General features: G+C 44.2%; 25 protein-coding genes and 2 pseudogenes. 17 read left to right on the forward strand and 10 right to left on the reverse strand.

Features of this window, described 5'->3' with window-relative positions; genetic code table 11:
- Nucleotides 1-216: 216 nt before the first annotated feature.
- Entirely contained in the window at nucleotides 217-1,785 is a 1,569-nt protein-coding gene (locus PLE7327_RS09940; protein ID WP_015143707.1) for a photosystem II high light acclimation radical SAM protein, read from the reverse strand.
- Nucleotides 1,786-2,305: 520 nt separating this feature from the next.
- Between PLE7327_RS09940 and PLE7327_RS09945 the strand changes: the two genes are divergently transcribed.
- The 5 genes and pseudogenes from PLE7327_RS09945 to PLE7327_RS23340 all read left to right on the forward strand — a co-directional run bounded on the left by PLE7327_RS09945 (nucleotide 2,306) and on the right by PLE7327_RS23340 (nucleotide 7,151).
- Nucleotides 2,306-2,698 carry a DUF1830 domain-containing protein gene (locus tag PLE7327_RS09945; RefSeq protein ID WP_015143708.1) on the forward strand — a complete coding sequence of 131 codons (393 nt, stop codon included), beginning with the start codon at nucleotides 2,306-2,308 and terminating at the stop codon, nucleotides 2,696-2,698.
- Nucleotides 2,699-2,802: 104 nt separating this feature from the next.
- A complete protein-coding gene (locus PLE7327_RS09950) occupies nucleotides 2,803-3,240 on the forward strand; it encodes a DUF4079 domain-containing protein (RefSeq protein WP_015143709.1) in 438 nt (145 codons plus the stop codon).
- Nucleotides 3,241-3,276: 36 nt separating this feature from the next.
- Nucleotides 3,277-3,849 carry a Uma2 family endonuclease gene (locus tag PLE7327_RS09955; RefSeq protein WP_015143710.1) on the forward strand — a complete coding sequence of 191 codons (573 nt, stop codon included), beginning with the start codon at nucleotides 3,277-3,279 and terminating at the stop codon, nucleotides 3,847-3,849.
- Between the two features lie 74 nt (nucleotides 3,850-3,923).
- Nucleotides 3,924-5,885, forward strand: coding sequence for a glycine oxidase ThiO (gene thiO / locus PLE7327_RS26245; protein ID WP_015143711.1), 1,962 nt, complete (start codon nucleotides 3,924-3,926; stop codon nucleotides 5,883-5,885).
- Nucleotides 5,886-6,309: 424 nt separating this feature from the next.
- Nucleotides 6,310-7,151 (forward strand): annotated as a pseudogene (locus PLE7327_RS23340) (IS5 family transposase).
- Nucleotides 7,152-7,213: 62 nt separating this feature from the next.
- Here the strand turns inward: PLE7327_RS23340 and PLE7327_RS09980 are convergent.
- Both PLE7327_RS09980 and PLE7327_RS09985 read right to left on the reverse strand, forming a co-directional pair.
- Entirely contained in the window at nucleotides 7,214-7,831 is a 618-nt protein-coding gene (locus PLE7327_RS09980; RefSeq protein ID WP_015143712.1) for a TIGR04282 family arsenosugar biosynthesis glycosyltransferase, read from the reverse strand.
- 110 nt (nucleotides 7,832-7,941) lie between these two features.
- Nucleotides 7,942-8,631, reverse strand: coding sequence for a TerC family protein (locus PLE7327_RS09985; protein WP_015143713.1), 690 nt, complete (start codon nucleotides 8,629-8,631; stop codon nucleotides 7,942-7,944).
- A 212-nt stretch (nucleotides 8,632-8,843) separates the two neighbouring features.
- Between PLE7327_RS09985 and psaM the strand changes: the two genes are divergently transcribed.
- On the forward strand, nucleotides 8,844-8,939 hold the full coding sequence (gene psaM / locus PLE7327_RS09990) for a photosystem I reaction center subunit XII (protein WP_015143714.1): 96 nt from the start codon (nucleotides 8,844-8,846) through the stop codon (nucleotides 8,937-8,939).
- Between the two features lie 82 nt (nucleotides 8,940-9,021).
- On the forward strand, nucleotides 9,022-9,441 hold the full coding sequence (locus PLE7327_RS09995; protein WP_015143715.1) for a hypothetical protein: 420 nt from the start codon (nucleotides 9,022-9,024) through the stop codon (nucleotides 9,439-9,441).
- A gap of 4 nt (nucleotides 9,442-9,445) precedes the next feature.
- Here the strand turns inward: PLE7327_RS09995 and PLE7327_RS10000 are convergent, their stop codons facing one another.
- The gene (locus tag PLE7327_RS10000) at nucleotides 9,446-10,123 is read right to left on the reverse strand and encodes a tetratricopeptide repeat protein (protein WP_015143716.1); all 678 of its coding nucleotides are present in this window, start codon (nucleotides 10,121-10,123) and stop codon (nucleotides 9,446-9,448) included.
- Nucleotides 10,124-10,433: 310 nt separating this feature from the next.
- Between PLE7327_RS10000 and PLE7327_RS10005 the strand changes: the two genes are divergently transcribed.
- From PLE7327_RS10005 to PLE7327_RS26505, 3 genes are all read left to right on the forward strand, one after another.
- Nucleotides 10,434-10,898, forward strand: coding sequence for a hypothetical protein (locus PLE7327_RS10005; protein WP_015143717.1), 465 nt, complete (start codon nucleotides 10,434-10,436; stop codon nucleotides 10,896-10,898).
- Between the two features lie 13 nt (nucleotides 10,899-10,911).
- Nucleotides 10,912-11,472 (forward strand): glutathione S-transferase family protein, encoded by a 561-nt coding sequence (locus PLE7327_RS10010; protein WP_015143718.1) that lies wholly within the window; start codon nucleotides 10,912-10,914, stop codon nucleotides 11,470-11,472.
- A gap of 335 nt (nucleotides 11,473-11,807) precedes the next feature.
- Nucleotides 11,808-12,101, forward strand: a complete 294-nt coding sequence (locus PLE7327_RS26505; protein WP_041393096.1) for a hypothetical protein — start codon at nucleotides 11,808-11,810, stop codon at nucleotides 12,099-12,101.
- 200 nt (nucleotides 12,102-12,301) lie between these two features.
- On the opposite strand, the gene PLE7327_RS10020 is transcribed toward PLE7327_RS26505, so the two are convergent.
- The 3 genes from PLE7327_RS10020 to PLE7327_RS10030 all read right to left on the reverse strand — a co-directional run bounded on the left by PLE7327_RS10020 (nucleotide 12,302) and on the right by PLE7327_RS10030 (nucleotide 13,693).
- Nucleotides 12,302-12,592, reverse strand: coding sequence for a DUF2470 domain-containing protein (locus PLE7327_RS10020; protein ID WP_015143720.1), 291 nt, complete (start codon nucleotides 12,590-12,592; stop codon nucleotides 12,302-12,304).
- Nucleotides 12,593-12,602: 10 nt separating this feature from the next.
- On the reverse strand, nucleotides 12,603-13,436 hold the full coding sequence (locus PLE7327_RS10025) for a cobalt-precorrin-6A reductase (protein ID WP_015143721.1): 834 nt from the start codon (nucleotides 13,434-13,436) through the stop codon (nucleotides 12,603-12,605).
- Nucleotides 13,437-13,504: 68 nt separating this feature from the next.
- Complete coding sequence (locus PLE7327_RS10030; protein ID WP_015143722.1) at nucleotides 13,505-13,693, reverse strand: hypothetical protein; 189 nt, start codon at nucleotides 13,691-13,693, stop codon at nucleotides 13,505-13,507.
- A 200-nt stretch (nucleotides 13,694-13,893) separates the two neighbouring features.
- Between PLE7327_RS10030 and PLE7327_RS10035 the strand changes: the two genes are divergently transcribed.
- Together PLE7327_RS10035 and PLE7327_RS10040 are read left to right on the forward strand one after the other, a co-directional pair.
- Nucleotides 13,894-16,425, forward strand: coding sequence for a mannose-1-phosphate guanyltransferase (locus PLE7327_RS10035; RefSeq protein ID WP_015143723.1), 2,532 nt, complete (start codon nucleotides 13,894-13,896; stop codon nucleotides 16,423-16,425).
- 190 nt (nucleotides 16,426-16,615) lie between these two features.
- Nucleotides 16,616-17,119: a single-stranded DNA-binding protein gene (locus PLE7327_RS10040; protein WP_015143724.1), complete on the forward strand. Its 504-nt coding sequence runs from the start codon at nucleotides 16,616-16,618 to the stop codon at nucleotides 17,117-17,119.
- Nucleotides 17,120-17,279: 160 nt separating this feature from the next.
- Here PLE7327_RS10040 and PLE7327_RS10045 read toward each other — a convergent pair whose 3' ends face one another.
- Nucleotides 17,280-17,885 carry a VWA domain-containing protein gene (locus tag PLE7327_RS10045; RefSeq protein WP_041393100.1) on the reverse strand — a complete coding sequence of 202 codons (606 nt, stop codon included), beginning with the start codon at nucleotides 17,883-17,885 and terminating at the stop codon, nucleotides 17,280-17,282.
- Nucleotides 17,886-18,262: 377 nt separating this feature from the next.
- On the opposite strand from PLE7327_RS10045, the gene PLE7327_RS10050 reads away from it, so the two are divergent.
- Nucleotides 18,263-18,583, forward strand: a complete 321-nt coding sequence (locus tag PLE7327_RS10050) for a hypothetical protein (protein WP_015143726.1) — start codon at nucleotides 18,263-18,265, stop codon at nucleotides 18,581-18,583.
- Between the two features lie 87 nt (nucleotides 18,584-18,670).
- Here the strand turns inward: PLE7327_RS10050 and PLE7327_RS10055 are convergent, their stop codons facing one another.
- Nucleotides 18,671-19,459 (reverse strand): ABC-2 family transporter protein, encoded by a 789-nt coding sequence (locus PLE7327_RS10055; RefSeq protein ID WP_015143727.1) that lies wholly within the window; start codon nucleotides 19,457-19,459, stop codon nucleotides 18,671-18,673.
- A gap of 18 nt (nucleotides 19,460-19,477) precedes the next feature.
- Here PLE7327_RS10055 and PLE7327_RS10060 point away from each other — a divergent pair, with 18 nt between their 5' ends.
- Nucleotides 19,478-20,461, forward strand: coding sequence for a hypothetical protein (locus tag PLE7327_RS10060; RefSeq protein ID WP_015143728.1), 984 nt, complete (start codon nucleotides 19,478-19,480; stop codon nucleotides 20,459-20,461).
- A gap of 369 nt (nucleotides 20,462-20,830) precedes the next feature.
- On the opposite strand, the gene PLE7327_RS10065 is transcribed toward PLE7327_RS10060, so the two are convergent.
- A complete protein-coding gene (locus PLE7327_RS10065; RefSeq protein WP_015143729.1) occupies nucleotides 20,831-21,811 on the reverse strand; it encodes an ATP-binding cassette domain-containing protein in 981 nt (326 codons plus the stop codon).
- A 333-nt stretch (nucleotides 21,812-22,144) separates the two neighbouring features.
- Between PLE7327_RS10065 and PLE7327_RS10070 the strand changes: the two genes are divergently transcribed.
- From PLE7327_RS10070 to PLE7327_RS10075, 3 genes and pseudogenes are all read left to right on the forward strand, one after another.
- On the forward strand, nucleotides 22,145-23,449 hold the full coding sequence (locus PLE7327_RS10070) for a glucosaminidase domain-containing protein (RefSeq protein WP_015143730.1): 1,305 nt from the start codon (nucleotides 22,145-22,147) through the stop codon (nucleotides 23,447-23,449).
- Nucleotides 23,450-23,472: 23 nt separating this feature from the next.
- Nucleotides 23,473-23,598: pseudogene (locus PLE7327_RS23350) on the forward strand (DUF924 family protein); the annotation flags it as partial.
- Nucleotides 23,599-23,778: 180 nt separating this feature from the next.
- Nucleotides 23,779-24,546 (forward strand): YebC/PmpR family DNA-binding transcriptional regulator, encoded by a 768-nt coding sequence (locus PLE7327_RS10075; protein WP_041393101.1) that lies wholly within the window; start codon nucleotides 23,779-23,781, stop codon nucleotides 24,544-24,546.
- The last annotated feature ends 52 nt before the right edge of the window (nucleotides 24,547-24,598 follow it).

Raw genomic sequence — 24,598 nt, forward strand, 5'->3', positions numbered from 1 at the left:
AACTTATATTCCTCTCTATTCTCACTATAACTTTCGCTCGATGAGAATGGAGGGGATTACCCTTGTCCTATCATATTAACGCTATTAGCACCCAGTCGGAGCAGTGAGAGAGGCGGAAAGATAAAGAGAGAAGACGACGGGTTGGCGATTTAACAGTAAAAGATAAAAGCGTGGGTTACGCGATCGCAACCCACTCGACAAAACCATAGAAAAAAATTAAACAACAACTAACTCTTTTTTCCAATCTTCTATTGGTGCAGTTAATGCCTCTTCTAGATCGGCGCAACCCAACCTTTCTTCGAGAATTTTCATTACTTCTCGCCCGAAATCATTAGGATTTTGTTGCCAAGCTTGCAAGCAAACTTCGCCAAAGAAAGAACCCAGAGGTTCTGGATTCCAAAGTAATTTCTTCGCCGTCCAAGGCATCAAACTCATGGGATTGTAGCCCGGTTTGAGAATATTATTCTTAAATGCATAGTCTTCTAAATGGGTATGGGGTTGCAACCCGATGAAGAAGATGGCAGGTTCGACTTTATCTACGCCAAAAATTCGCTCTAATTCGCGATGGTAAGCGATGGTTTGGCGGATGGTATCAAAGGTTTCATCGATGACGTTAAAAGAATAATTCACCGAGACGAGATCGTTAAAGCCAGCCGCCTTCAAATCTCGACAATTTTGCAAGACGGTGCGAAGGTTGTATCCCATGCGCATCTTGCGGACTAATTCTTGCGAACCGCTAGTGATTCCGATTTCAAAATAGTTCATTCCCGTTTTCACCATCAAATCGCACAATTGGGGAGTGAGATTGTCGGCGCGAATATAGGCTGCCCAGTGAATATCGGTCATCTGGGCATCGACGATTTTTTGCAGGAGTTCGATCGCGTCGTCGATAAATTTCCGCGCCGGGATAAATTGCGCGTCGGTAAACCAGAAATTGCGAATGCCGCGATCGTAGAGTTGCCGCATCTCCTTGACCACCTCATCGGCAGGGTTGATGCGTACCTGTTTTCCTTCTACAACGGTATAGATGCAATAGCAACAGTTATGGGGGCAGCCGCGCTTGGTTTGCACGCCAATGTAAAAGTCGTTTTCTTGCAGGTAATAATTAAATTCCGACCAGATCTCTTCGATATAGTCGTAGTCGCACGCAGTTTTCTCGAAGGGAGTCGGATTTTCGTGGATCATGCGCGATCGCGGTTTGGTTTCTCCTACGACGTAACAGCGTTCGTCGGAGAAATCTTGCCCCCGCAATAACTTTTCTAGGAGAGTTTCTCCTTCGCCTACCGAAACGATCGTTCCTTTAGGCAACTGCGTTTCCAGTTGTTCGTAAAATACGCTGACAGCACCGCCGCCAACAACGACGCGAGCATCCTTATTATACTTTTTCGCCCGCTTGAGTCCGCGCTTAATCAAGCCTAAATTGCGCCAGAGTTCCCCGTAGTAAGCCGTTGTGACTTTGAGTCCCCCCAATGCGCCTCGCAACCTGATAAGGGGATTTTTGGCATAGTAAAATTCAAAAGCATTTTGTAGGGGGTTGCCGCCTCTGCCGCCGACTGGGGCATAGATTTGGATGTCTCGCCAGGAAAAGACGAGTAAGGTAGGTTTGAATTCATCGATACAGCTATCTAGAGCACCCTTAAAATCCAGCGGCGGTACGGTTCCCAAATCAAAGATTTTTTGTTCGATCGCCGGGAAAACCTTATGAACGCGATCGGCTAGATAGACGACTCCGATGGGAAAGATCGGGTTGCAAGGAAGACGAACATAGAGAATTCGCTGTGTCATAGTTCTATAAGTTTGTTAAAGAGGTTTGGGATCGCTAAAAACAAAACAGCTTTTTACGAAAAATTGAGACCAATGAGACAGATTCTTCGATCGCTACTTTTGATAAGTTCTATTTATCTTTGTTTCTATTGTTGATTTTTTTAAAGGAGTCGCCGGGTTAAGCGTGATGTTATCGATAATAATTTTAATATAACTTAACCATAGGACGCGTAAAGGCTGTCATCTAGTCGCTCTATCTACCAAAGCTACCGATGAGTAAGAATCAATGCAGTCGATAAGAAAAAGTTAAGAGTGGTCTAATGGCACTCGATCGTTAGCTAACAGGAGCCTGAATGAATAAAGTCCCTGTAGATTTGGCAAAATCTAAAAATAATCTGAAATCTAGTGGAATTGTAGAGAGAGCTGAAAATTAACCTTGAGATGGAGATCGATTGTAATAATCATTACAGCTAACGGGGATCGCGGAGTGTTAGCTTAGTGGGGACATAACAAACCCAATGATAAAATTGCTCCGATTGCTATGGCTCAAATCCTCGATCCCATACCCAATGAACATAGGAATGGCATCCTTTGTTGCTACGTGAACGCTACCAGCCATATTCAAGTAGCCCGCATCGCTAATGTTGAAAATTGGTATTTCGAACGAGTAGTTTTTCCCGGACAACGCTTAGTATTTGAAGCGCTACCAGAAGCTTTGCTAGAAATCCACACGGGAATGATGGCAAGTGCCATTCTCTCAGATACGATTCCTTGCGATCGCCTTTGCATTAGCAAAGACAGCGATGATGAGAGGGAAGACGACAGTGGGTTAGTCTCCATCGATAGCGATAACAATCAAAATATTAATGGAACCGATAATAAAAGCCAAGAAAGCGAACTTTCTTTCAATCAAATTTTAGTTTCCGCCAGTTAATCGCCAAATTGTTAACGCTTTCAGATTGCCTATCCGGGCAATCTTTTTTTGCGATTTTCCTCAGAAAAGGCATAGGCTATTCAATAGAGTTGGGATGATAAAGTTTGGATCTACCTTCGTTTCTCTGGCTGTGGAAAATTGCCGCTTGGTCGATGGGGTTATCTTTACTTATCTATGTTCTGCTAGGATTCTCTGGAATCTGGATGTTGAATCGCAGGTTGTCTAAGCGTCCTCGTCCCGCTTGGTTAAGACCATTTCACTACATTGTAGGGGCTATTTTAGTTTTTCTCGTCTTGCTGCTACTGGCGATTGGAGTAGTAGGAACGTTAGGCTACTATGGTAGCTTGGGTCATTCGCCCCATCTCGTGGCAGGTTTGTTGGTAGTCGCGCTGATGTTAACCTCGGCAATTAGCGCAACGCAAATTAACCCCAAGCGTCCCTGGGCGCGATCGCTTCATATTGGCACCAATATAATTCTATTTGGTGGGTTCGTCTTGGTAACGCTAACGGGTTGGACTGTGGTACAGAAATATCTACCTTAAGAGAGAATAAGAGAGCAAGCAACAGGAGAGGCAAGCATGTCCGTGCAGTTACTGAGACATAAATTTACAGTCGAGCAATATCACAAAATGGCTGAAGCGGGGATTCTCAAGGAAGATGACCGGGTAGAATTAATACGGGGAGAAATCATTGAAATGTCGCCGATTGGCACGAGACACGCTGCTTATGTAAGACGTTTGAATAATTTATTATCTGCTCTGTTAGGCGATCGCGTTCTCGTCGATCTTCAAAATCCAGTAAAGTTGGACGATACCTCCGAACCTCAGCCCGATGTAACATTACTGCGACCCCGTCAAGACTTTTACGAGTCGGCTCATCCCCAGAGTACCGATATTTTTCTGATTATTGAAGTAGCAGATACAACTGTGAAATACGATCGAGAAATAAAGATTTCTCTCTATGCGGAAAATAATATTACTGAGGTTTGGTTGATAGATATTAATGGACAGTGCGTTGAAGTGTATCGAGATCCTACCCTAAGTGGTTATCAGAATATTCAAACTTTTAGGCAAGGTCAAGTTTTATCGATACAAGCGTTTGCCGATATAACTCTTAGTGTTGACGAGCTCTTGGGAACTAGTTATCAATGACCAGTTACCAGTTACTCGTTCGACTTCCGAATTCCGACTTCTCAAAGACTTCTGAATTCTGACTCCGAAAACAAATGACTAATGACATTCTGATTATTGGCGGCGGTATTATCGGATTGGCGATCGCGATCGACCTAAAACTTCGCGGCGCAAAAGTTACCGTTCTCAGTCGCGACTTTGGGCAAGCGGCTTCCCATGCCGCCGCCGGAATGCTAGCCCCCGGTGCAGAAAAGATTGCATCGCCTCCAATGCGATCGTTGTGTCTGAAATCTCGCTGGCTGTATCCCGAATGGATTCGCAAAATCGAAGATTTGACGGGATTGGATGCGGGCTATTTGCCTTGTGGCATTTTAGCTCCTGTTTACAAATTGCCTCAGGCAGCAGAAAAAACAGCCGCGTGGTTAGATAAAGAGGCAATACAACTCTATCAAAGCGGACTGGGAGCGGATGTTGTCGGCGGCTGGTGGTATCCCGAAGACGGACAAGTCGATAATCGCATTTTAGTCAACGCCCTTCTGCAAGCTGCCCAAACCCTCGGTGTCGATTTGCGAGAGGGGGTCGCCGTTCGCGGCATTCAACAGAAGCAAGGCAAAGTTAGCGGCGTTTTTACCTCAGAGGGAGAATTACAAGCACAAATCTATGTCTTGGCAACGGGATCGTGGGCAACACAACTCTTACCGATTCCCGTTCGCCCCGTCAAAGGACAAATGATCTCGCTACGGATGCCCAAGGAACCCCGTCAGCCTCTACCGCTTCAGCGAGTGCTATTTGGTTCCGAAACCTATTTAGTGCCCCGACAAGACGGACGATTGATTATCGGGGCGACAGTAGAAGAGGTCGGTTGGACTCCTAACAATACGCCTAAAGGCATTCAAACCCTACTCGCTCGCGCGATTCGCCTCTATCCTGCCTTAGAAAATTGGGCAATTGAAGAATTTTGGTGGGGGTTTCGTCCGGGAACGCCGGATGAATTGCCGATTTTGGGGACGAGTTCATGTGACAATTTAATTTTGGCAGTCGGTCACTATCGTAATGGCATTTTACTTGCCCCAGTCACTGCCTCTCTATTAGCCGACCTAATTTTGCAGCAAAAATCCGATCCACTTCTGGAACATTTTCGCTGCGATCGCTTTTATAAAAAATCAACGCCTGCATCTTTAGTCATGAATTTACAACCCAGCACTGTCAGCGATTCGCCACTCTATCCAAAAATCGAGGAAAAACCAACGCCAACGCTACTCCCCGAAAGCGATGAATTGATGATTGCAGGACGAAAGTTTCGCTCTCGCTTGATGACGGGAACGGGGAAATATCCCAGTATCGAAAGCATGCAACAGAGTATTATCGCCAGTGGCTGTCAAATCGTCACGGTGGCAGTTCGTCGGGTACAAACAAAAGCACCCGGACACGAAGGACTAGCGGAAGCGATCGATTGGACGAAAATCTGGATGCTTCCCAATACGGCTGGCTGTAAGACGGCAGAGGAAGCCATACGAGTCGCGCGATTGGGGCGGGAGATGGCAAAATTATTAGGTCAGGAGGACAATAATTTTGTTAAGTTAGAAGTCATTCCCGATCCTAAATATTTATTACCCGATCCGATCGGAACGTTGCAAGCAGCAGAACAACTGGTTAAGGAAGGGTTTGCCGTCCTGCCTTATATCAACGCCGATCCCCTCTTAGCAAAACGTCTCGAAGAGGCAGGATGCGCGACGGTGATGCCCTTGGGATCGCCTATCGGTTCGGGGCAAGGGATTAGAAATGCCGCCAATATTGCCATTATTATTGAAGAGGCGAAAGTTCCCGTGGTAGTGGATGCGGGGATCGGTGCGCCCAGCGAAGCAGCGCAGGCGATGGAAATGGGGGCAGATGCTTTGTTGATCAATAGCGCGATCGCGCTTGCCGAAAATCCCGTACTGATGGCGCGGGCAATGGGCATGGCAACAGAAGCTGGAAGATTGGCTTATCTAGCGGGACGAATGCCAATAAGAAACTATGCCAGCGCGAGTTCGCCTTTGACCGGAACGATTAGTTAAAGAACCTTTTGTTTGCTCCGAGAGAGAAGCTGACTGACGGGATTTTTTCTTATTTTTAGTACAATTTTGTCAGTCGGTTTCTCATAAAGATTCGGGTAGAAGGAATTGACAAATCCAAAAATTAGGGTTGGATAATACTCAGATCTTGCATCTTTGACATCAACGCCTAGAACTTTAGTTCTAGGCTCAAAGCTCAACTCGATTAAAATCGACTGAAATTTCTATTGGGTCTTCTTAGACTCACTCCTACAAACAAAACAGAAAAATTTATGATTTGTCAGTGTTCTGTATTAGGCGATCTCAATTTGGATTGTCGATCGCGAGTTCTCCTGCCTTATAGATATCCGGTTGGTTGAGAAACAAGAGACCTCCAGCAAAAGTCAGAGTAAGTTAGGTAAAATAAAACCAAATTACAATTCGAGTTATGACTTACTCTCAAGTAAAAAATTTAAAACCGACAGAGTTTAAACGGCTTTGTGGAGTATATCCAGAGACGTTTAAAGAGATGGTAAAAGTTCTAGAAGCCGAAAAAGTCTTACAAAAAAACAGGACGACCAAATAAATTAAGCGCAGAAGACCAAATCTTAATGACTCTTGAATATTGGCGAGAGTATCGCACCTATTTTCATATCGGAACTAGCTGGGGAATAAACGAGACAACGGCTTTACGAATCACCAGAAAAGTAGAAGATATTTTAATGAAATCGGGACTTTTCAATCTGCCTGGGAAAAAAGCTGTTCAACCCCAAAATACAGAAATTGAAATTGTCGTAGTAGATGTAGCAGAACATGAAATAGAAAGACCGAAAAAAACAAAAAGCTTACTACAGTGGTCGGCAAAAGTGTCACACGATAAAATCGCAAGTTTTAGCTGACGCAAAAACGAGACAAATTCTTTGTATTGCTCATGAGAAGGGAAAAAGTCATGATTTTAAGATTTGGAAAAATAGTAAAATAGGAATCGAACAACAGATAGAATGTTTGGCTGATAAAGGATATCAAGGAATTCAGAAACTTCATCCCAACAGTAGAATTCCCAACAAAAAAAAGCGCAATCAACAGTTAAGTCTAGAGCAAAAGAAGTTTAATCGTAAGTTAGCAAGTGAAAGGATTGTAATTGAAAATATTCATCGCAGTCTAAAAATATTCAGAATTCTTTCAAGTCGATATCGCAACCGAAGAAGACGGTTTGGGTTGAGATTTAATTTGATTGCTGGCATTTATAATTATGAACTTCTTTCCCACTCCAATTATGCGATCGCGTAACACTTTTGCAGGAGGTCTAAGGTTAAAGACATAGAAGACTCATTTTTGCAAAATTTTAGCTCTTAATTATAAGAAATAACTCTCTGCCAAAGATATAAATCTTCCGGGCGATCGACATCGTCTAGAAGAGGCAAACAATGAATGCTCAACTTTAATTTTTGTGCGATCGCTTTTGTTTGGGCGAAAACTTCTGACGTTCCCCAAGCAATTCCTTGAAACAATTGAGGAACTAAACGGCTTAAGCCAATTAAATAATATCCTCCATCCCTTGCCGGACCCAACACTAAATCGTAGCGTTCCAGCGCAGTAAATGCCTCGGATAAGATCGCCACATTGAGTTCGGGACAGTCGATTCCAATGATAACGGCTTGCTTTATCCCCACAACAAATCCTTGCTCGAAAGCTGACTGCATTCTTTGCCCCAGATCTCCCTCGCTTTGCTGTTGATAGATTAGATCGCTTCCTAACCAATCTCGTATTAAAGATTTGCTTCCTCCGCTATAGTAAATTGCTACAGATAGCGACAGAAGACTTTGTAGTTGTCTGGCGTGGGTGAGAGTATATTCTGTCATCTGACGCTGAAGCGTTGCCGCTCCTTGTTCCCCCAAACGGGGTATCAGACGAGTTTTCGTTTTTCCGGGTTCGGGATAGCGAGTAAAAATGATTAATTGGTTGGACATTGAGATTATAGAGTCATTGGGGATCGATCATTTGATGAAAGAATTGAGGATGGTTAGTGGTTATTCGTTAGTGGTTAATTTTCTCCCTTCTCTCCCTGTCTCAGAAGTCTTTATTCGGAAGGATCGGATTGGGATCGCTCGGAAAATCCCCAGATAAAAATTACTGCGATCGCCGCTACGATAATCCATTCAGGAGGGACAAATTCTGGTTTGATGGCTTTTAGCAACAGGCGCAAACCGACAAAACCAACAGTAATAAACCCAGCATCTTCTAAATGGGTAAATTCGCTGAGCCAGCGAATAAATAAACCTGCCAAAAATCTTAAGGTAATGATGCCAATCGTACCGCCGCTCAGAATCAGCCATAGCTCGTCGGAAACAGCAATAGCAGTGGTGACGCTATCTAAGGAGAAGGCTAAATCGGTTATAGCAATTGTCGGGATCGCTTGCCAAACTGAGAAAAAACGAATGCTGTGATGGTGATGTTCTTCGTCTTCTTCGGAGGTAAAGTAGTTGAATACTAGCCACAGCAAATAAGCCGCTCCTAACAGCTCAAATTGCCAAAACTTAATCACCCAGGTTGCCGTAAGAATTAAGATGATGCGCAAAACGTATGCCAATAATAAGCCAAGATTGAGAGCCTGACGCTGGAGTTTGCTATCTCCTAATCCTTGGGCGATCGCAGCTAGCGCGATCGCGTTGTCGGCTGAAAGAACTGCTTCTAAAGCAATCAAAATTAGTAACAGCAAAGGCGTTTTTACGCCGAGATCGAGGGAAGAATTGAGAATTTGGTCTAGCATCAACGCTCTTGGGCAAAAAATTTATACGGACATAAAATAGCTAATATACTTAATATGACAGGTTAATGCCCAGCCCGGAAAGTCTTGCGATCGGAGCGAGCTTCTCCCCCTGTTTGACCTATTATGTGTAGTCTTGTAACAATATATTTCGCAAAACGCCCATCATTGCTCAAATTAATGATGGAACGTCTTTTTAAGGAGTTTATTGATATATGGCAATAACAGATGCTCAAGTTTTAGTTGCTTTAGTGATTGCTCTACTGCCAGGGATCCTGGCTTTTCGTTTAGCAACGGAACTTTATAAGTAATTTTTTCGTTTAACAATGCGAGTGGGAAATTCCTGCTCGCAATTTGTTAGGTCGCTGCCGGTTTCTTTTGCTTTTGTTTTGTATGAATGCCCTGCAAACCCCCCAAACTTTAAAAAATCCCCCTCGCAAGCCGCGACAGCATCCGCAATGGTATGCTCGTCGCCGCCTTAAAACCGATCGCACAGTTGCGATTGAGATAACGATAAAACTTGTTGCCAACGCGATCGTGTCGGCAGTGGCTATTGCGGCATTGATTAGACTATTGCCCTATCAGTCTATACAACAAGCGAACTTGCAGGAACTTCGAGACGAAGTTCAAGAAACCGAGGCGCTAGTCAACGACCAACGACAGGATTTCAGCCGTTATTTCGATCCCATCCAAGCTAAAAAAGTCATGCAACAACAAAACCCGCGACTCGATCCTAACCAACGTCGCATTATTTTGACGAAGTTAGAAGAGGCTCCGCCGTCAAAGGGCGAAGGATCTTTAACATCGCGATAATCAGTTAGGAATCCATGAGAGATAGTAACTCATTAAGCCATGTTTCTACTTTTTGTCGATAGCGATCGCTCGATGGCAAATGTTCGAGAGCACGGCAATAGTCTCCCATAGCACAGTTCCAATCTCCCCTGAGGTAGTAAGTATATCCTCTTTCTGCATAGATGCGCCCTTGGAATTTTTGTCCCAAAATCAGCGCGATCTCAAAATTACCGATCGCCAGATCGTATATTCCCAACTCCCGAAAGGTAATGCCTTGATTGATCAAAGCGCGAAGATTGGTAGGATTTAAGTCTAGCGCTATCTCGTAGTCGGTCAGGGCAGCGACAAAATTGCCTTGAACTGCGTGGCAATTGGCTCGGTTATTGTAAGCATTGTCGAGTCGATCGTTAAGGGCGATCGCGCGATCGTAATCTTGAAGTGCTCGCAGAAATTGCCCCAGATAGAAGTACATCAGTCCCCGATTGTTGTAGTCAACGGCACTGTCTGGATAGCAAACAATTAATCGGTTGAGGAGCACGATCGCGGTTTCATATTCTTGTCGAGCTACTTTTTCTTTAACCGTGCTGCGCAACTGGCGAGCAGCGAATATAGATTCAATCGAACAGAGGGAACTCCCGCGAGAAGGTAGGGCTGATTCCTCGGTATTTCTTGGATTTGGCATCTCGAAAATATCAGTCGTCATAGCAAGCTCTACAACCCCTCTAACTTCACCATACTAGATTGCTAATCTATCTGCCAGATAAGGTGTGTCACTGCTCGAACTGGTTTCCAGTCTAGACTGGACTCAACTTCTCTAGCAGAAAACTACAGCTCTTTTAGTCCTAATTTCGCAAGCTTGAACTTAACGTGCCCAATTGACGAGCTGAAATTAAAATCGTCTAACGTCCCAATAATTTTTTTTGTAAATTTTTGTAATAAGGTCGAGTAAGAATGTTTGATACAATCCAGCATATGGGTTTGAGTTCTATCCACATCCACACCAAGAAATTTTTATGGCAACTACAACGTTATTTCCCAATGCACCCGACATCTGTGCGGATGACTATTGCGTATTCGGTTTAGCCACCTGCTTTGTCAAAGACGAGGGAGAATACCGACAAGTCGAAGTTGTCGAACCAATCCCTTCTGCGGCGCTAGAAGCCATTCTCAAGGGAATTCCCACCTCGTATCAAATGGCTTGTGCCAAATCATTGGGTGAAGTCTTCTCCAACGAGAGCGTCCAGATTCCGGCTGAATTTCCCCAACGCGCTCAACTGTGCGACAATTTTGCCGAGCGAGTTGTCGCCGCCGTTCGCACCTACAAAAGCCGTCCGGAGGCTAAGGCACATATTCCACTAGGTACAGTTCGCAATGACTTGAATCACTCTCTGGAAAGAAAACGAGTACTCAATGCTATTAACGTCGTTCGCCCCGAAGACAACGTAAAACAGCACACTTATACTCACAAAACTTTTTAACTCAGACAGCATTATGTTAAAACTTTACGGCGGCGTTCGTTCTAGAGCTTCCATCGTCCAGTGGTATTTGGAAGAATTAGGAATTCCTTACGAATTCGTCCTGCTCGATATGGAAGCCGGAGAACACCGAAAACCAGATTTTCTGGCAATTAATCCCATAGGAAAAGTTCCTGCGATTGTTGAGGGAGATTTTCGGCTTTGGGAATCGGGAGCGATTTTGCTTTATTTAGCAGAAAAATACGGCAAAATGCCCGAATCTTTGGAGGGGAAAAGCACGATCGCTCAATGGGTAATTTTTGCCAATTCAACCTTGGCGACGGGACTTTTTGTCGAAAGCGTTCGGGAGCAGGAAACGCCGAAGTTATTGACACCGCTCAATCAGATCTTCGATCGCCAGCCATTTCTATTAGGCGACGAGTTCACTGTGGCTGACGTTGCCGTCGGCTCGATTTTGGCTTACGTGCCGATGATGCTAAAGCTAGATTTGAGTGAATATCCAGCCGTTTTAGGCTATATCCAGAGAATTTCCGAACGACCTGCCTTTGGGAAAACAATAGGTAAGCGTTCTGCCTAATTCTAACTCTAATCTCTAATACCGTAGAGCTTTACAGACTAATTTGGCAGGAATTTTTACGGTTTCGCAAGGCATGTCTAAATCTTGCGCAATCGCTCCAGGAATTACTTCACAGTCAATAAAAAACTATCGGGCTTATGCCGTTTCTATAAGCAAGCAACGCCTTTCTAAAAAGATAGAATGGTAGTAGAAATAATCGCGTTCCTCTATTGTGTAGCACAGATAACAAAAGAAAAAACAGAAAAAATTCTTACGAAAAGGTAGGAATTTTCTGGTTAAGATAAAGTGAAAAGATGTGGGGCGCGATTGCTTTATATGGACAATTTGAAAACTTTATGAGTCATCCCTATTCATCTTTTGATTGCACTAGCGCAGATTTTGAAAAAGCGGCACTTAACCGTTTTCGGTCTCTAGTCACTTTTCTCCCACAAGATTGTAAAGTTTTCCGAGAACCGTGGGATTGTTCTACCGTACTTTGTCTAGATTTTGTTAATTGTCCCGACTATCTTAACTCTGTAAAAAAACAAGCCCATTTGCTCGTGAGTGCCGCTCAAGAATTAGGACTAGCAAATGCAATAATTTTTAGAATTGGTAGTAAGTTTATGGGATGGAGGGGAAATAGTTATTAGAAGTTGGAAGTCAGAAAGCAGCGATCGGTTATTTGGTTTTGAATTGAGAATCGATGCTTGTCCTTTGTCATTAGGGATGAGTTAGTAGTTAGGAGTTAGTAGGGGCGGGTTTGTTTAAAAACCCCAGAGATCGATCGACAGTTACTGTCAAAAACCCGCCCGTACAGTTGTTAAATATCTCCTTGTATCCCAGTCTCTTTTCAAGCTTGTGCCTGCATTTGTCGGGCTTGTTTGACCATATCGATCAGTTTATAATGAGCATCTTGGGCATCTTTGAGATCGCGATCGAACTTGATGCGAACGGGTACGGTTTCGCCTTTGATTTGAACCGCTAAATTCATCCCCTGAGGATCGATAGAAATCATCTGGGCGGTTTCGGCTTCGGGCGAATCCCCGAAGGCTTTGGCGTAGAGAACTAAGGCATCGCCGTGATCTTCGTTCATGTGCTTGCAGATGCGATCGCTAATAACTGGCGTAATCGGTTCGGACATAATTATCTTCCTAATCGATCGATAAATGTTGACGACAAAAGGCTATAATATCTGAGAGATTGCTAGTTTGCTGTGGATAGGCAACCTTCGGTCGGGCAATGACAATTAAAGGAACGCCTAACTCTGCTGCAACGGATCGCTTGACGTCTTCTCCTCCTGCTTTTCCAGATGCTTTGGTGACGACGAGAGAAATCTGCCATTGCTGCCATAAAGCTTTTTCTAACTCGGCACTGACAGGAGGGCGAAGAGCCATAATGCGATCGCTGCTAAAGCCAGCAGAAATAGCAACTTCTAATGAGTTTAGCGCAGGAAGAAGACGAGTAAATAATGTCGCTCGATTTTGCCACGGCTCAAATAAAGGTAAAGCTTTATAACCAACGGTTAATAATACCCGCTGTCCTAGAAGATAATCGCCATTGACGAGCGTTTCAAAACTGTCTAACTCGATCGCGCCCTTATCTAAGCTAGGAGAATTGACTGAAGGACGTTCGTAACGCAGGTAGGGAATCTGTTTTGTCTGGGCAGTTGCGATCGCGCCCTCAGAAACCGTTACGGCGTATGGATGAGAAGCATCGACGACAGCAACGATTTGCTCGCGCCAGCAAAACTTATCCATTTGGGAAACATCCATGGATGCTATCTCAATTTTTAAGTTTTGTCTCTGCGGATAGAGCGATCGGGCTGCACTAGTTGTTACAGTAACCGTACAAGGGAATTGTTCGGCTGCGATCGCTCTGGCAATTATTGCGCTGTCGCTCGTTCCGCCAACAAGCCAAATTCTTCCCTTAGGAAGGCACAAGGATGGAGCAGAGAACGGAATCAATCTTTCTCTCTCATTCTTCATCCTGACTGAACCGACAAATTTTCAAATAAGTCATTGTTAGGAAATATGAGTCGATTAACTACGGTTGCCTAACCTCTAAGTGCTTTTTGGAAGTTTTTTCGATAGGACGGATTCATAACGAGCAAAACGGGCCACAGCAAAGCTAACCGCATGCGATTGGGCAAACTGCGATTAAAATTCGTGCGATCGAATCCTTTCCAGAACTTCCAAGCGCCCCAAATATAGGCAATGACCAAGATAACCCCTATCAGTTTCATCTCAACAACCCCTATTAGCCTTTTTTATTCCATTTTAAGAGAACTAATTCCCTTAAGGTACTGCTAAGACCTTTGAGGTAGCGTTTGTGGGGATGATAGAATGCAAGGCAATCTTAACTTTAAGTAGGTAGAAGGCAACATAAAGAGAACAAGCGAGTTGTTCTCTTAGTATAAAAGTATTAAAAAGGCAAGGAGGACTTATGCGCGCAGTGCTGATGGCTGGAGGTTCGGGAACGAGGCTAAGACCCTTAACCTGCGATCTGCCAAAACCGATGGTACCCGTTCTAAACCGACCGATCGCGGAACACATCATCAATCTGCTCAAACGGCATCAAATTACGGAGGTTATTGCTACGCTTCACTATCTCCCAGATGCGATGCGAGACTATTTTCAAGATGGGAGCGAATTTGGGGTAGAAATGACCTACTCGGTAGAAGACGAACAACCTCTAGGTACGGCTGGCTGTGTCAAGAATATTGCCGAGTTATTAGACGATACTTTTTTAGTCATTAGCGGCGATAGTATCACTGACTTTGACTTACAAGCCGCGATCGCCTTTCACAAAGAAAAGCGATCTAAAGCAACCATCGTGCTGACTCGCGTTCCTAACCCCATTGAATTTGGGGTCGTCATTACCGATAGGGAAGGACGCATTCGCCGCTTTCTAGAAAAACCCTCTACCGGCGAAATTTTTTCCGACACCGTTAATACGGGAACCTACATCCTCGAACCAGAAATTTTAGAATACCTACCTCCTAACGAAGAAAGCGATTTTTCTAAAGACCTTTTTCCCTTGCTTTTGCAAAAAGACGAACCCATTTACGGATTTATTGCCGAAGGATACTGGTGCGATGTAGGTCATCTCGATGCCTATCGAGATGCTCACTACGATGCCTTACAAAGAAAAGTCAAACTAGATTTTGCCTACGAAGAAAAATCTCCCGGACTGTGGATCGGACAAAATACCTACATCGATCCCACTGCCAAGGTGGAAGCGCCAGCGATTATTGGCAACAACTGCCGCATCGGTCCGGGAGCAAACATTGAAGCTGGAACAGTCGTTGGCGACAATGTTACTATCGGTGCAGGCGCAGACCTCAAGCGACCGATTATCTGGAATGGCGCTACCATCGGCGACGAAGCCCACCTAGCTGCCTGCATCATTGCCAGAGGCACGAGAGTCGATCGCCGCGCTCAAGTCTTAGAGGGGGCAGTCGTCGGGTCGCTCTCCACTATCGGCGAAGAAGCCCAAATCAGTACGGGAGTCAGAGTCTGGCCCAGTAAGCGCATTGAATCGGGGGCAATTTTAAATATTAATTTAATCTGGGGCAGCACCGCCCAACGCAACCTCTTTGGTCAACGGGGCGTTTCCGGGCTGGCTAACATCGATATCACGCCAGAATTTGCCGTCAAACTTGGGGCTGCCTATGGTTCGACCTTAAAACCCGGTTCTCAAGTGGTGGTTTCTCGCGACCAACGTAGCGTCTCTCGCATGGTTAGCCGTTCTATTATTGCCGGTTTGATGTCAGTGGGAGTCCACGTGCAAAATCTAGAGGCAACGGCTATTCCCATTGCGCGTACCATGACACCGAAGCTGGGCGTGGTAGGCGGCATTCACTCGCGAGTTCATCCCGATCGCCCGGACTCGATTCTGATTGAATTTTTCGATTCGCAGGGAATTAACATTTCAAAAGCTAAAGAAAAGAAAATTGAAGGAGCTTATTTCAAAGAAGACCTGCGACGCGCTTCCATTCAGGATATTGGCAATATGTCAATTCCTTCGCAAGCTCAGGTACTCGATACTTACAGAAAAACTTTTGAAACCCAGCTTAATGTGGAAGCCATTCGCCATAGCGGCTCAAAAATCGTCATTGACTATGTTTATGGAGTTTCGGGAGCAATTTTGCCGGAATTGCTCTCCAAGTTTGGCTGCGATGCAGTGGTTCTCAATGCCAGTTTGCGCCAAACAGCTATTTCAGCAGAAGAACGCGAGGCATTGCTCGGTCAACTCGGTCAAGTAGTAGAAGTCCTCAAAGCCAATTTGGGAGTTCAGGTATCGGCAAATGGAGAACAATTCATATTAGTCGATGAATCTGGACTGGCGATTCGGGGCGAACAGTTGACAGCTTTGATGGTGAATATGATTCTTACCGCTTATCCGAGAAGTACAGTAGTCGTTCCGGTACACGCCTCCAGCGCAGTAGAACAAATTGCCCGCCGCCACGATGGAAAGGTCATTCGCACAAAAGCCAATCCAACGGCATTGATGGAAGCGTCTCAGGATAATCCCAACGTCGTTTTGGGCGGTAGCGGCGAAATGGGCTTTATCTTCCCCCATCTCCATCCGGGATTCGATGCTATGTTCAGTATTGCTAAACTGATCGAAATGCTGACCATACAAGAGCGATCGCTGGCTCAAGTTCGTACCGAACTGCCGCGCGTTTATCATAAGTCCTACACCCTTCGCTGTCCTTGGAAGGTTAAGGGAGCTTTGATGCGATATCTCGTAGAAACCCATGCAACAGAAGATCTGGAGTTGATCGATGGCGTAAAAGTCATCAATCCTCGCAATGACAATTGGGTGTTGATTTTACCCGACGCAGGAGAGCCGCTAGTTCATATCTTTGCCAACAGCGACGATCGCGATTGGGTCGATCGCGCTCTTAAAGATTATAGAGGGCGCGTTCAAGAATTTATCGACCGAGAACAGAGCGAGATCGCAACCGTTTAGGAGGCTTCCAGACAAGGAGAATTCTAAACTTCTGTACGGGCGGGTTTAGTCTTGTTAATCTGGAGTTAGATTGGATGTTTTGAGAATTAAACTCGCTCCTGCTTCTAAATTCTCCAACAAAAGACAAAGGACTAACAAATAAAGTACAAATGTTCTATATTAAGAATAATCAAAAAGGAACTCAATTAAGATGAATAGCTGTATTTTAATGGCAACAATCGTTCGCAAGCCGGAACTACGTCACACGCCCGATGGAGTTCCCGTCACTGACATGTTAGTGGAGTTTGAAGGGACAAAATCGGAGGAGCGATCGACCTTATTAGTGGTTGGCTGGAGAAATTTAGCCGAAGAGATTGCACAACACTATTCTGAAGGCGATCGCGTTATTGTTGAAGGTCGCCTCTCGATGAAAACATTCGATCATCCAAAAGGATTCAAAGAAAAAAAAGCTGAATTGGTTGCATCTCGCATTTATCATATCGAGGGGATAGCTGTCTCGACTGCTCCATCAGTCAAAGCTGCTTCCGAAGGAAATCGCACAGCTGCTGCGACTGTTCGTCACTCAAAAGCCTCTGCACCAGAACAAACACAAAGCGATCGTTTTTCTGATTTGCCAGAAGCTGAAACGATAGAAACGCTCAAACAACCCGTTTCTACGGTTGCTGAAGGGGATTTGGATGACATTCCTTTCTAAAGGTCAATAAAGTCTAAAGGTCAATAAAGCCTGCCGAGTATCCGTTTGCGTTCGCGTAGCGGAGCCGGAGGCTCTCAGCGTCTCCGAAGGAGATAGCGATAGCTAGAGTTGGTTGTGTTACCCCCGCTAGAACTCGCGGCTAGTTTAGCGGCAGCAATATTCATGCAGCGATCGCCTTGAGTAAAACATCGCTCAGCGTCATACCTTCCATCTCGTCAATCGTAATAGTACTGACAATATCAAATTTGGCTCCGGCATCTTTGAGTCGATCGTCTAAAGCTTTAAGAAACTCTGTTGCCTTTTTATCCTTGCCCACTTGAATCAAAAAAATCGCTAGTTCTTCATCGCGATCGATCGCGCAAGATGCTTCGATAATCTCCCGCATTACCGCTTTGCGATCGTAGGGTTCGCCATCCGTAATCACCAAGATAGTTTCTCCGTTCGGCTTAGTCTTCCCCGCAGCTTTGCGCTGAAAATAGTTATCCAAAGCATCCTGAAGTACGCTAGCTAAATCGCTACGACCCATTGGCTGGTTTTCCCCATAAATTTTCGCCACTCGATCGGAAGTCACGTTATCGTATCGCTTAAAACGACCGGAAAACAAATATAAGGTAATGCCGTCAGGATCGAACTTTTCGCATTCTTTAGCCAATGCTAGCGTACACTCTTGGGCGGTTTCCCAACGAGTCTTACTACCTGGTCGATCGGAAATGGACATACTACCACTCTTGTCGATGATGAGAGTATAATCCCGATCCCGAACGATAGAATTTCCTTCCACGCGGTTGAATAACCTCCTACAAATTGGAATTTGCTTTCTACTTCTAGCCTATTCCAGGGAATGAGAAAGTTCAGAAAAATCCCTAATTTTATTAGGATCGGCGATCGGCACGGTCAAATCCAATTCACAATTTGCAATTGACATCGATGCTCGGAGCGCTTCGCTATTCCCCTAGACTCAATTCAGCCAGCATCTGTAGCACCCTTATTTTCAAAAATATTACTTATACTGCTGATGACATGAAAGACATCGATTGTAAATTCATATTGCGACTCTTTAGAAAAATCTTTAAATATGGTCTAGAACAAAGATCGTAGCCTTAATCTAGAGCATTAAACCAACACGATTTTGGGATAAGTACGATGGAAAAAGAAATTCAAAGATATCGTATGATCTGCACTCTGACTTTTGGCGATATCTATGGGCAAATTATTGTCTGGTTGATAGTTATCTTCATAACGCTAGCCACTAGCTTAGCTTTGTGGAGCAGCACTCGTCAAATCTATGCCTTAGCCACGGTAGGGATCGTTCTGGTGCTGTCATTGCCATTCTTGCTGTTTGCATTTGTGACTACTTTATTAAACCATATAGAGTTTGCTCCTATAGAAGAAGCAACTACTCGCACGTCTTCGACTCCCAGAAACGCCAGCCCATCTCAAAAAGCAGCCGAAGCTGCAAGCTAAATTCAGTTATCAGTTACCAGTTACCAGATATTCGTCGATCGCTGGTAACTTATTGCTGTTTACTGGTCATTGTGCGCTGGTAACTGATTATGCTCCCATTCCTGAATATTGTTGCAGTCCTCGCCGCCATAGCCAACGGTTGATAATGAAGAATAGAATTCCCCATCCCAAGGTAATCAAGGCTCCGCGAACAAAATTAACTGGAAAACCGACCAGTAATGCTGCCGGGAAATATAAGAAATAGGGCAGTGGAGTCCAGAGAACAATTTCTCGGACGAGCGGCGGAAAAACTTCTAGAGGAGCGATTAGTCCGGACAGAAAGATATAGAATAAAAACCAAAATTGTTCGATTGCACTTGCTCGTTCCGTCCAAAAGGCAAACATAGCAAATGAGTACTGACTCAAAAAACGCAGCGCAAATGCCATGACAGTTGCGATCGCAAAAAGCAAAAATTCTTTAGGACTTGGTATCCAAAACGCTTGGGGATAAAGCCAGAAAAAGAAAACGATTAGCACGATCGCCAGCGGCAGGCGGGTCATTTTTTCTGCGATGTGCCTAGCAATATGATGCCATACCGGATCGATGGGTTGCAGCAGTCGAAAGGACAACTGACCTTCTACCACTTCCCTTTCAAATTCCCAGATGACCCAAATCGTTGTAAATTGTCGGATTATGAAAACTGCGAAAAAGTAGCGGGCAAAATCGACCGAACTAAAACCAAAATCTCCCTGTTGCGATGCTTGAATCCAAACTCCCATTAAAATAAGCGGTAAAGAATTTGAGAGCGCCCATAAAAATATCTCGGCTCGATATTCGAGCATGTGAGCGTAGTGGGTTAACAACAGGGTCGTCGCCTGTTTCCATATCCATTTCATGATTCGTTATTTCTCAATATGAAGGCAGTTCGTACCACTTTACTCATTTTTTACTGGTGTATTCCTTGTTTGACGATTTTATGGTTATTAAATTCATTTTACTTCGATCGCTTTTTTGAAACCCCAATCCTATCGCCTCGCGCTCCCCTCGACTATCCTTATAGTTTTGCGATCGCAACCTTTGTTTCTCTATGTTGTAGCGCGATCGCGCTCTGGGTTTATCAAGATCGCAGAAGCAACTTTAACCTTTTAATTATTGGTTTGGGAGCTTTTATTGGTTTTTTAGGTAACGTTTTGATTATCACTAAGGTTGATAATTATAATCGCTCTATTGGGATTGCTTTCTTTTTTGTATTGGCAACCACTTTATTGTCAGTTACGATTTTTATAATTTTGGGATTTTTTATTGCTTCTGTTTCTAAAAAAACAAAAAGCGAGTTTTTAAAATCAGCCCTAGAAACCGTCTTGCAAATTTCTTTAGTCCTATTTGTTTATCTTTTTCCCTTTGCAATTATTTTTGGTTTAACCATTTTTATAGCCTGTCAATTTCCAGCTCAAAAAACGCCATCTTTTTCTCAGAGGTTGCTTTATGGCAGTCCTTTATTAGCTGTAATTTTAATTCCTTATTTCCTGCTTATTAGTACTTCTTTCCCTCCGGGAACGATTATTCCTGCTAACATTCGACACGAGTGGGGATTAAGAAATTTTTCTTATACCTACGAAGGGGAAGGCGACCGCCTCAAAGCCTGCAAACTTATTACAGACTATATTGGAGATGTCAAAACAACAGCTCTTGTAGAAGATAATAATGCGCTTTATGAAAGCCTTGCCCCAAGCGATAGCTATTCTATGTTTACGCTAGAGTTAATTGGCACTAAAAGCATTGCGATCGCAAAAGTTTGTTCGTCAACGCGCTGTCCCCGCACTAATTTTATCAGCAGAATTAAATCGAAGTCAGGCTCTCAAGAAATAGATATTTCTCCTTGTTTGAATTTGAATTAATTAAGTTTCTCCATCTTCCGGCAAATCGCCCAATCCAGTAATGGCATCAAACATCACTTCCATCTTGGCTTGCAGGCGATTGAATTGACATCTAATCGGTCAAATCGACTTCTAAATTCGCTCTCTATGCGATCGAGTCGATCGTAAACCTACTCAAACTGGTTATCCACGTGATTTTCCCATCGCACTAAAAGCCTCGGTAATTCTTCCGTCAGGCTCCATATCTAACTCTAGCGTTTTGATACGCTCTACTGCTTGCGCCAGTTGCCTTCGTATTTGATTAATACGTTTGTTTTGTTCTAGCTCGCTTATTGTTGGATTATGGGTATTACTTTTATCCTGTCCTATTTTTTGTCCCCATTTCGATCGTCAAATCACTCCCGTACTGAAAAGACGACCGATAACATCTTCAATAGGAGGTTCGGTCACGCTCAAATCGATTACTTCTAATTGAGCGAGAATTTGAGAAATCGTTGTTGTTAATTTCTCTCGCCGCACGAGAAAACGAACTTCTTGTCCTTCTACTGTCTCAATCTCGCCGTATCGAGATAATTTCTCCGACGGCATCGGATGTGCCAATTCTACTCTCACTTCTCGACAGGGCGCAAACCGTTCTAGCAGTTCTTCTAAACTCCCGTCGTACATTAACTGTCCCTGATGAATCAGAATGACTCGCTTGCACAAAGCGGTAATATCTGCCATATAATGACTGGTCAGCAAAATCGTCGCTTGATAGCGCTGGTTGTATTCTTTTAAAAATTCCCGGACAGCAGCTTGGGCATTGACATCTAAACCCAGCGTCGGTTCGTCTAAAAATAGCACTTGCGGGTGATGGAGAAGAGCTGCTAGCAGTTCCGCTTTCATGCGTTCGCCGAGAGAAAGCTTGCGCACTGGTTGAGTTAGTTTTTCTTGCAAAGAAAGCATCTCGGCGAGTTCTTGCAGTCGTCGCGTAAAGATCCTGTCGGGAATTTTGTAGACGGCAGCATTGATCCTGAGGGAGTCGAGGGCAGGTAAATCCCAGAGTAGCTGTTGTTTTTGCCCCATGACTAAGCTAATCTTCTCCAAAAACTGCGGCTGTCGGCGAAAGGGAACGTGACCTGCGACTTCTACTCGTCCGCTAGAAGGGTGAATAAGTCCTGTCAGCATTTTCAGGGTGGTGGTTTTTCCCGCACCGTTAGGACCCAAAAATCCTACCATCTCTCCCGCTTCTATTTGAAAGGAAATATCTTGTACGGCTTTGACTTGTCGGTAGATACGGTGGAAAAAATGAGTTAACGTGCCTTTTAGACCCGGTTGTTTGATGGCAACCGGATAGATTTTGGTTAAGTGTTCGACATCAATAACGGGCATTGTCTTGTGTTTGAAAGGTGCAATCCGCGAAGCGATGACCTAAGAAATCGCCTATTTTACGGCTTATAGGAAATTGAAGATTAGTTAGAGCGAGCGCTCCCATTTTAGATTTTGGCGAAGCTGCCGTACGCTTTCGAAGAAGGTTCTTTTAATAGTAGAGTGCAGGTATCCTGAAAAGCGCGAGCGAGACGTATGCGCTTACGCGCACGCTACGCGAACGCACTACAATATTTATAATTCATTTAATGAGAACTTGTCTTGCGATCGCTTACAAATATAAACCTAAAATAAACTCGGACGCGATCGCAACGAAAACTTAATTTATCCTGCATTATGGGCAGAATTTTTCTTTGGACGGGTCATGCAAAACAGCCAGGAATTTTTTGTGCTCAAAAAGTTGCAGCAACTCAGCAGATGGTAATGCTGCGAGATGGTATCATCGCCGAACTGCGATCCCGCGGAGCCGAAGTTTTTGTAGTGCCTGACGACCTGAGTCTATCTAATTCTATTCAATGGATTAACGATCGCTCTCTTCCTACAGATATAGCTTTAGCGATTGAGAATAGTAGCGATTGTCTTCAAGGAACGAGCATTTTTTACATCGCTAACAACGCCGAACGCAAAAAACACGCCGAACTCCTTTCACTATTATTAATTCGCAGTCTGCCTCAACTAAATAGCCAAGGATGCCAACCCGATACTGTGACAAAAATGGGAAGGTTAGCCTTTTGCCGTCAAGCGAACATTCCTTCTTTATTGATAAAAATCGGTTCTTTGAGTAATTCCAACAGCGATTTCGATCGCCAAATAACGATAGGATTGGCTGACGGATTGATAGCTTGGAGTCGCGATGTTGCCAATTTCGTTCCCAATTCTAGCTATCCCAATATCGATATCAAACTCAATCATCAAACCTATGAAGAACGGGGAATTCTGGTTAATGGCAATGCCTATATTCCTATCGATTTATGCGATCGCTTGGGAGTTGATTTCACTCAGTTTGACGATGTTCGTTTGGTTTGGGATCGAGGGGTAGTTTATCTCAAAGCAATCGAGTTGCGCGATCGCAATTTTTCAGTTACCTGGGATAATTTAAGTCAAACGGTTATTTTGCGATCGATTTTGTCGATCGATCGCGATCGAATCGATTGCATTATGGGGCAGGGAAATACTTCAGACGTCCAGATGATGATTTTTCTCAAAGCTAATAATGAAAATGCATTGGATAAGTTCTCTGACTTGCCCAAAATTTATCGAGAAGAGGGAACAATTGAGGGAGTTAACTATGACATTGCTTTCTGTCAAATGTGTTTAGAAACCGATTTTTTACGCTTTGGAGAAAGTGCTCGGTTTTCTGAAAATAATTTTGCTAATTTAGGTTTGGTAGATGGCGGCGAACATTTAGCTACCTTCCCCAATCCTCGTCTCGGCGTGCGAGCGCAAATTCAACATTTAAAAGCTTATGCCAGTTTAGAACCTTTAGTTCAAGAAGTCGTCGATCCGCGATTTTATCTAGTGCGGCGAGGAGTAGCGTCTAGAGTCTCTCAGCTATCGGGAAGATGGTCGGCAGATTTATCTTATGGAGATCGAATTATGGCAATGCTAAGGCGACTATATGAATCGACTAATTTATTATAGCCATTCTTTCAAACTTGTCTTGTTTTGTCACAGACGAACTAGCCTTAAAATTTGCTCAATACGCTTGCGATCGCGGCTTAGATAAAGAACTTTTACCCGTACAACGTTGGTTTATTTATTGTCCCTTTGAACACAGCGAAAATCTTGAAGATTGACAAAAGGCAGTCGAATTATTTTCAATTTATTTATAAAGTGAATAGGGAGTAGTTAGTCGTTAATTGTCTCCCAGTCTCCCTCGTCTTCCCATGCATCCCCTATCCCCTACACTCCCCACACTCCCCGCTTGCCGTAGTAATCTAGATCGAAGGGATTGGATGATTAAACTAGATATGGCAGGACATAGTAAGTGGGCGAACATTAAACGTCAAAAAGCTAGAGTCGATGCAAAAAAAGGTAAGACATTTACCCAGTTGTCCCGTGCCATTATTGTAGCGGCGCGGCATGGCATTCCCGATCCGGCGGGCAATTTTCAACTGCGGACAGCGATAGAAAAAGCCAAAGCAGCAGGAATTCCCAATGAAAATATCGATCGCGCGATCGCAAAAGGAGCGGGAACTTATCAAGACGATGGCGTTATCCTAGAAGAGATTCGCTACGAAGGATACGGGCCCGGCGGCGTCGCAATCTCGATCGAAGCCCTCACCGACAATCGCAATCGCACGGCAGCGGAATTGCGGGCTGCTTTTAGCAAAAATGGCGGTAACTTAGGGGAAACGGGCTGTGTTAGTTGGATGTTCGAACAAAAAGGCGTTGTCAGCATCGAAGGAGAAATCGAAGAAGATGCCCTTTTAGAAGCCTCTGTAGAAGGCGGTGCGGACACCTATAAGTTAATCGACGACGAAGACACAAAGGGGGCAGAAGTCTTTACAGAAGTGACCAATTTAGAGAACCTCTCTCAAACGTTGAAAGAGAAAGGATTTAAAGTTAGCGACGCAGAATTACGCTGGATACCCAATCATACGATAGAAGTGACCGAGCCGGAACAAGCGCGATCGCTCCTAAAACTCATCGATACGCTAGAATCTCTCGATGATGTGCAAAGCGTAACGGCAAACTTTGAAATGGCAGATGAGTTAATGTCTGTCGCGGTAGCGTGAAATTTTAAAGATTTCGTTTTCGAGGGAGTTTTCTATAACTAAAAAAGGAAAT

This window comes from Pleurocapsa sp. PCC 7327 (genome assembly GCF_000317025.1).
Lineage (GTDB): Bacteria > Cyanobacteriota > Cyanobacteriia > Cyanobacteriales > Microcystaceae > Hydrococcus.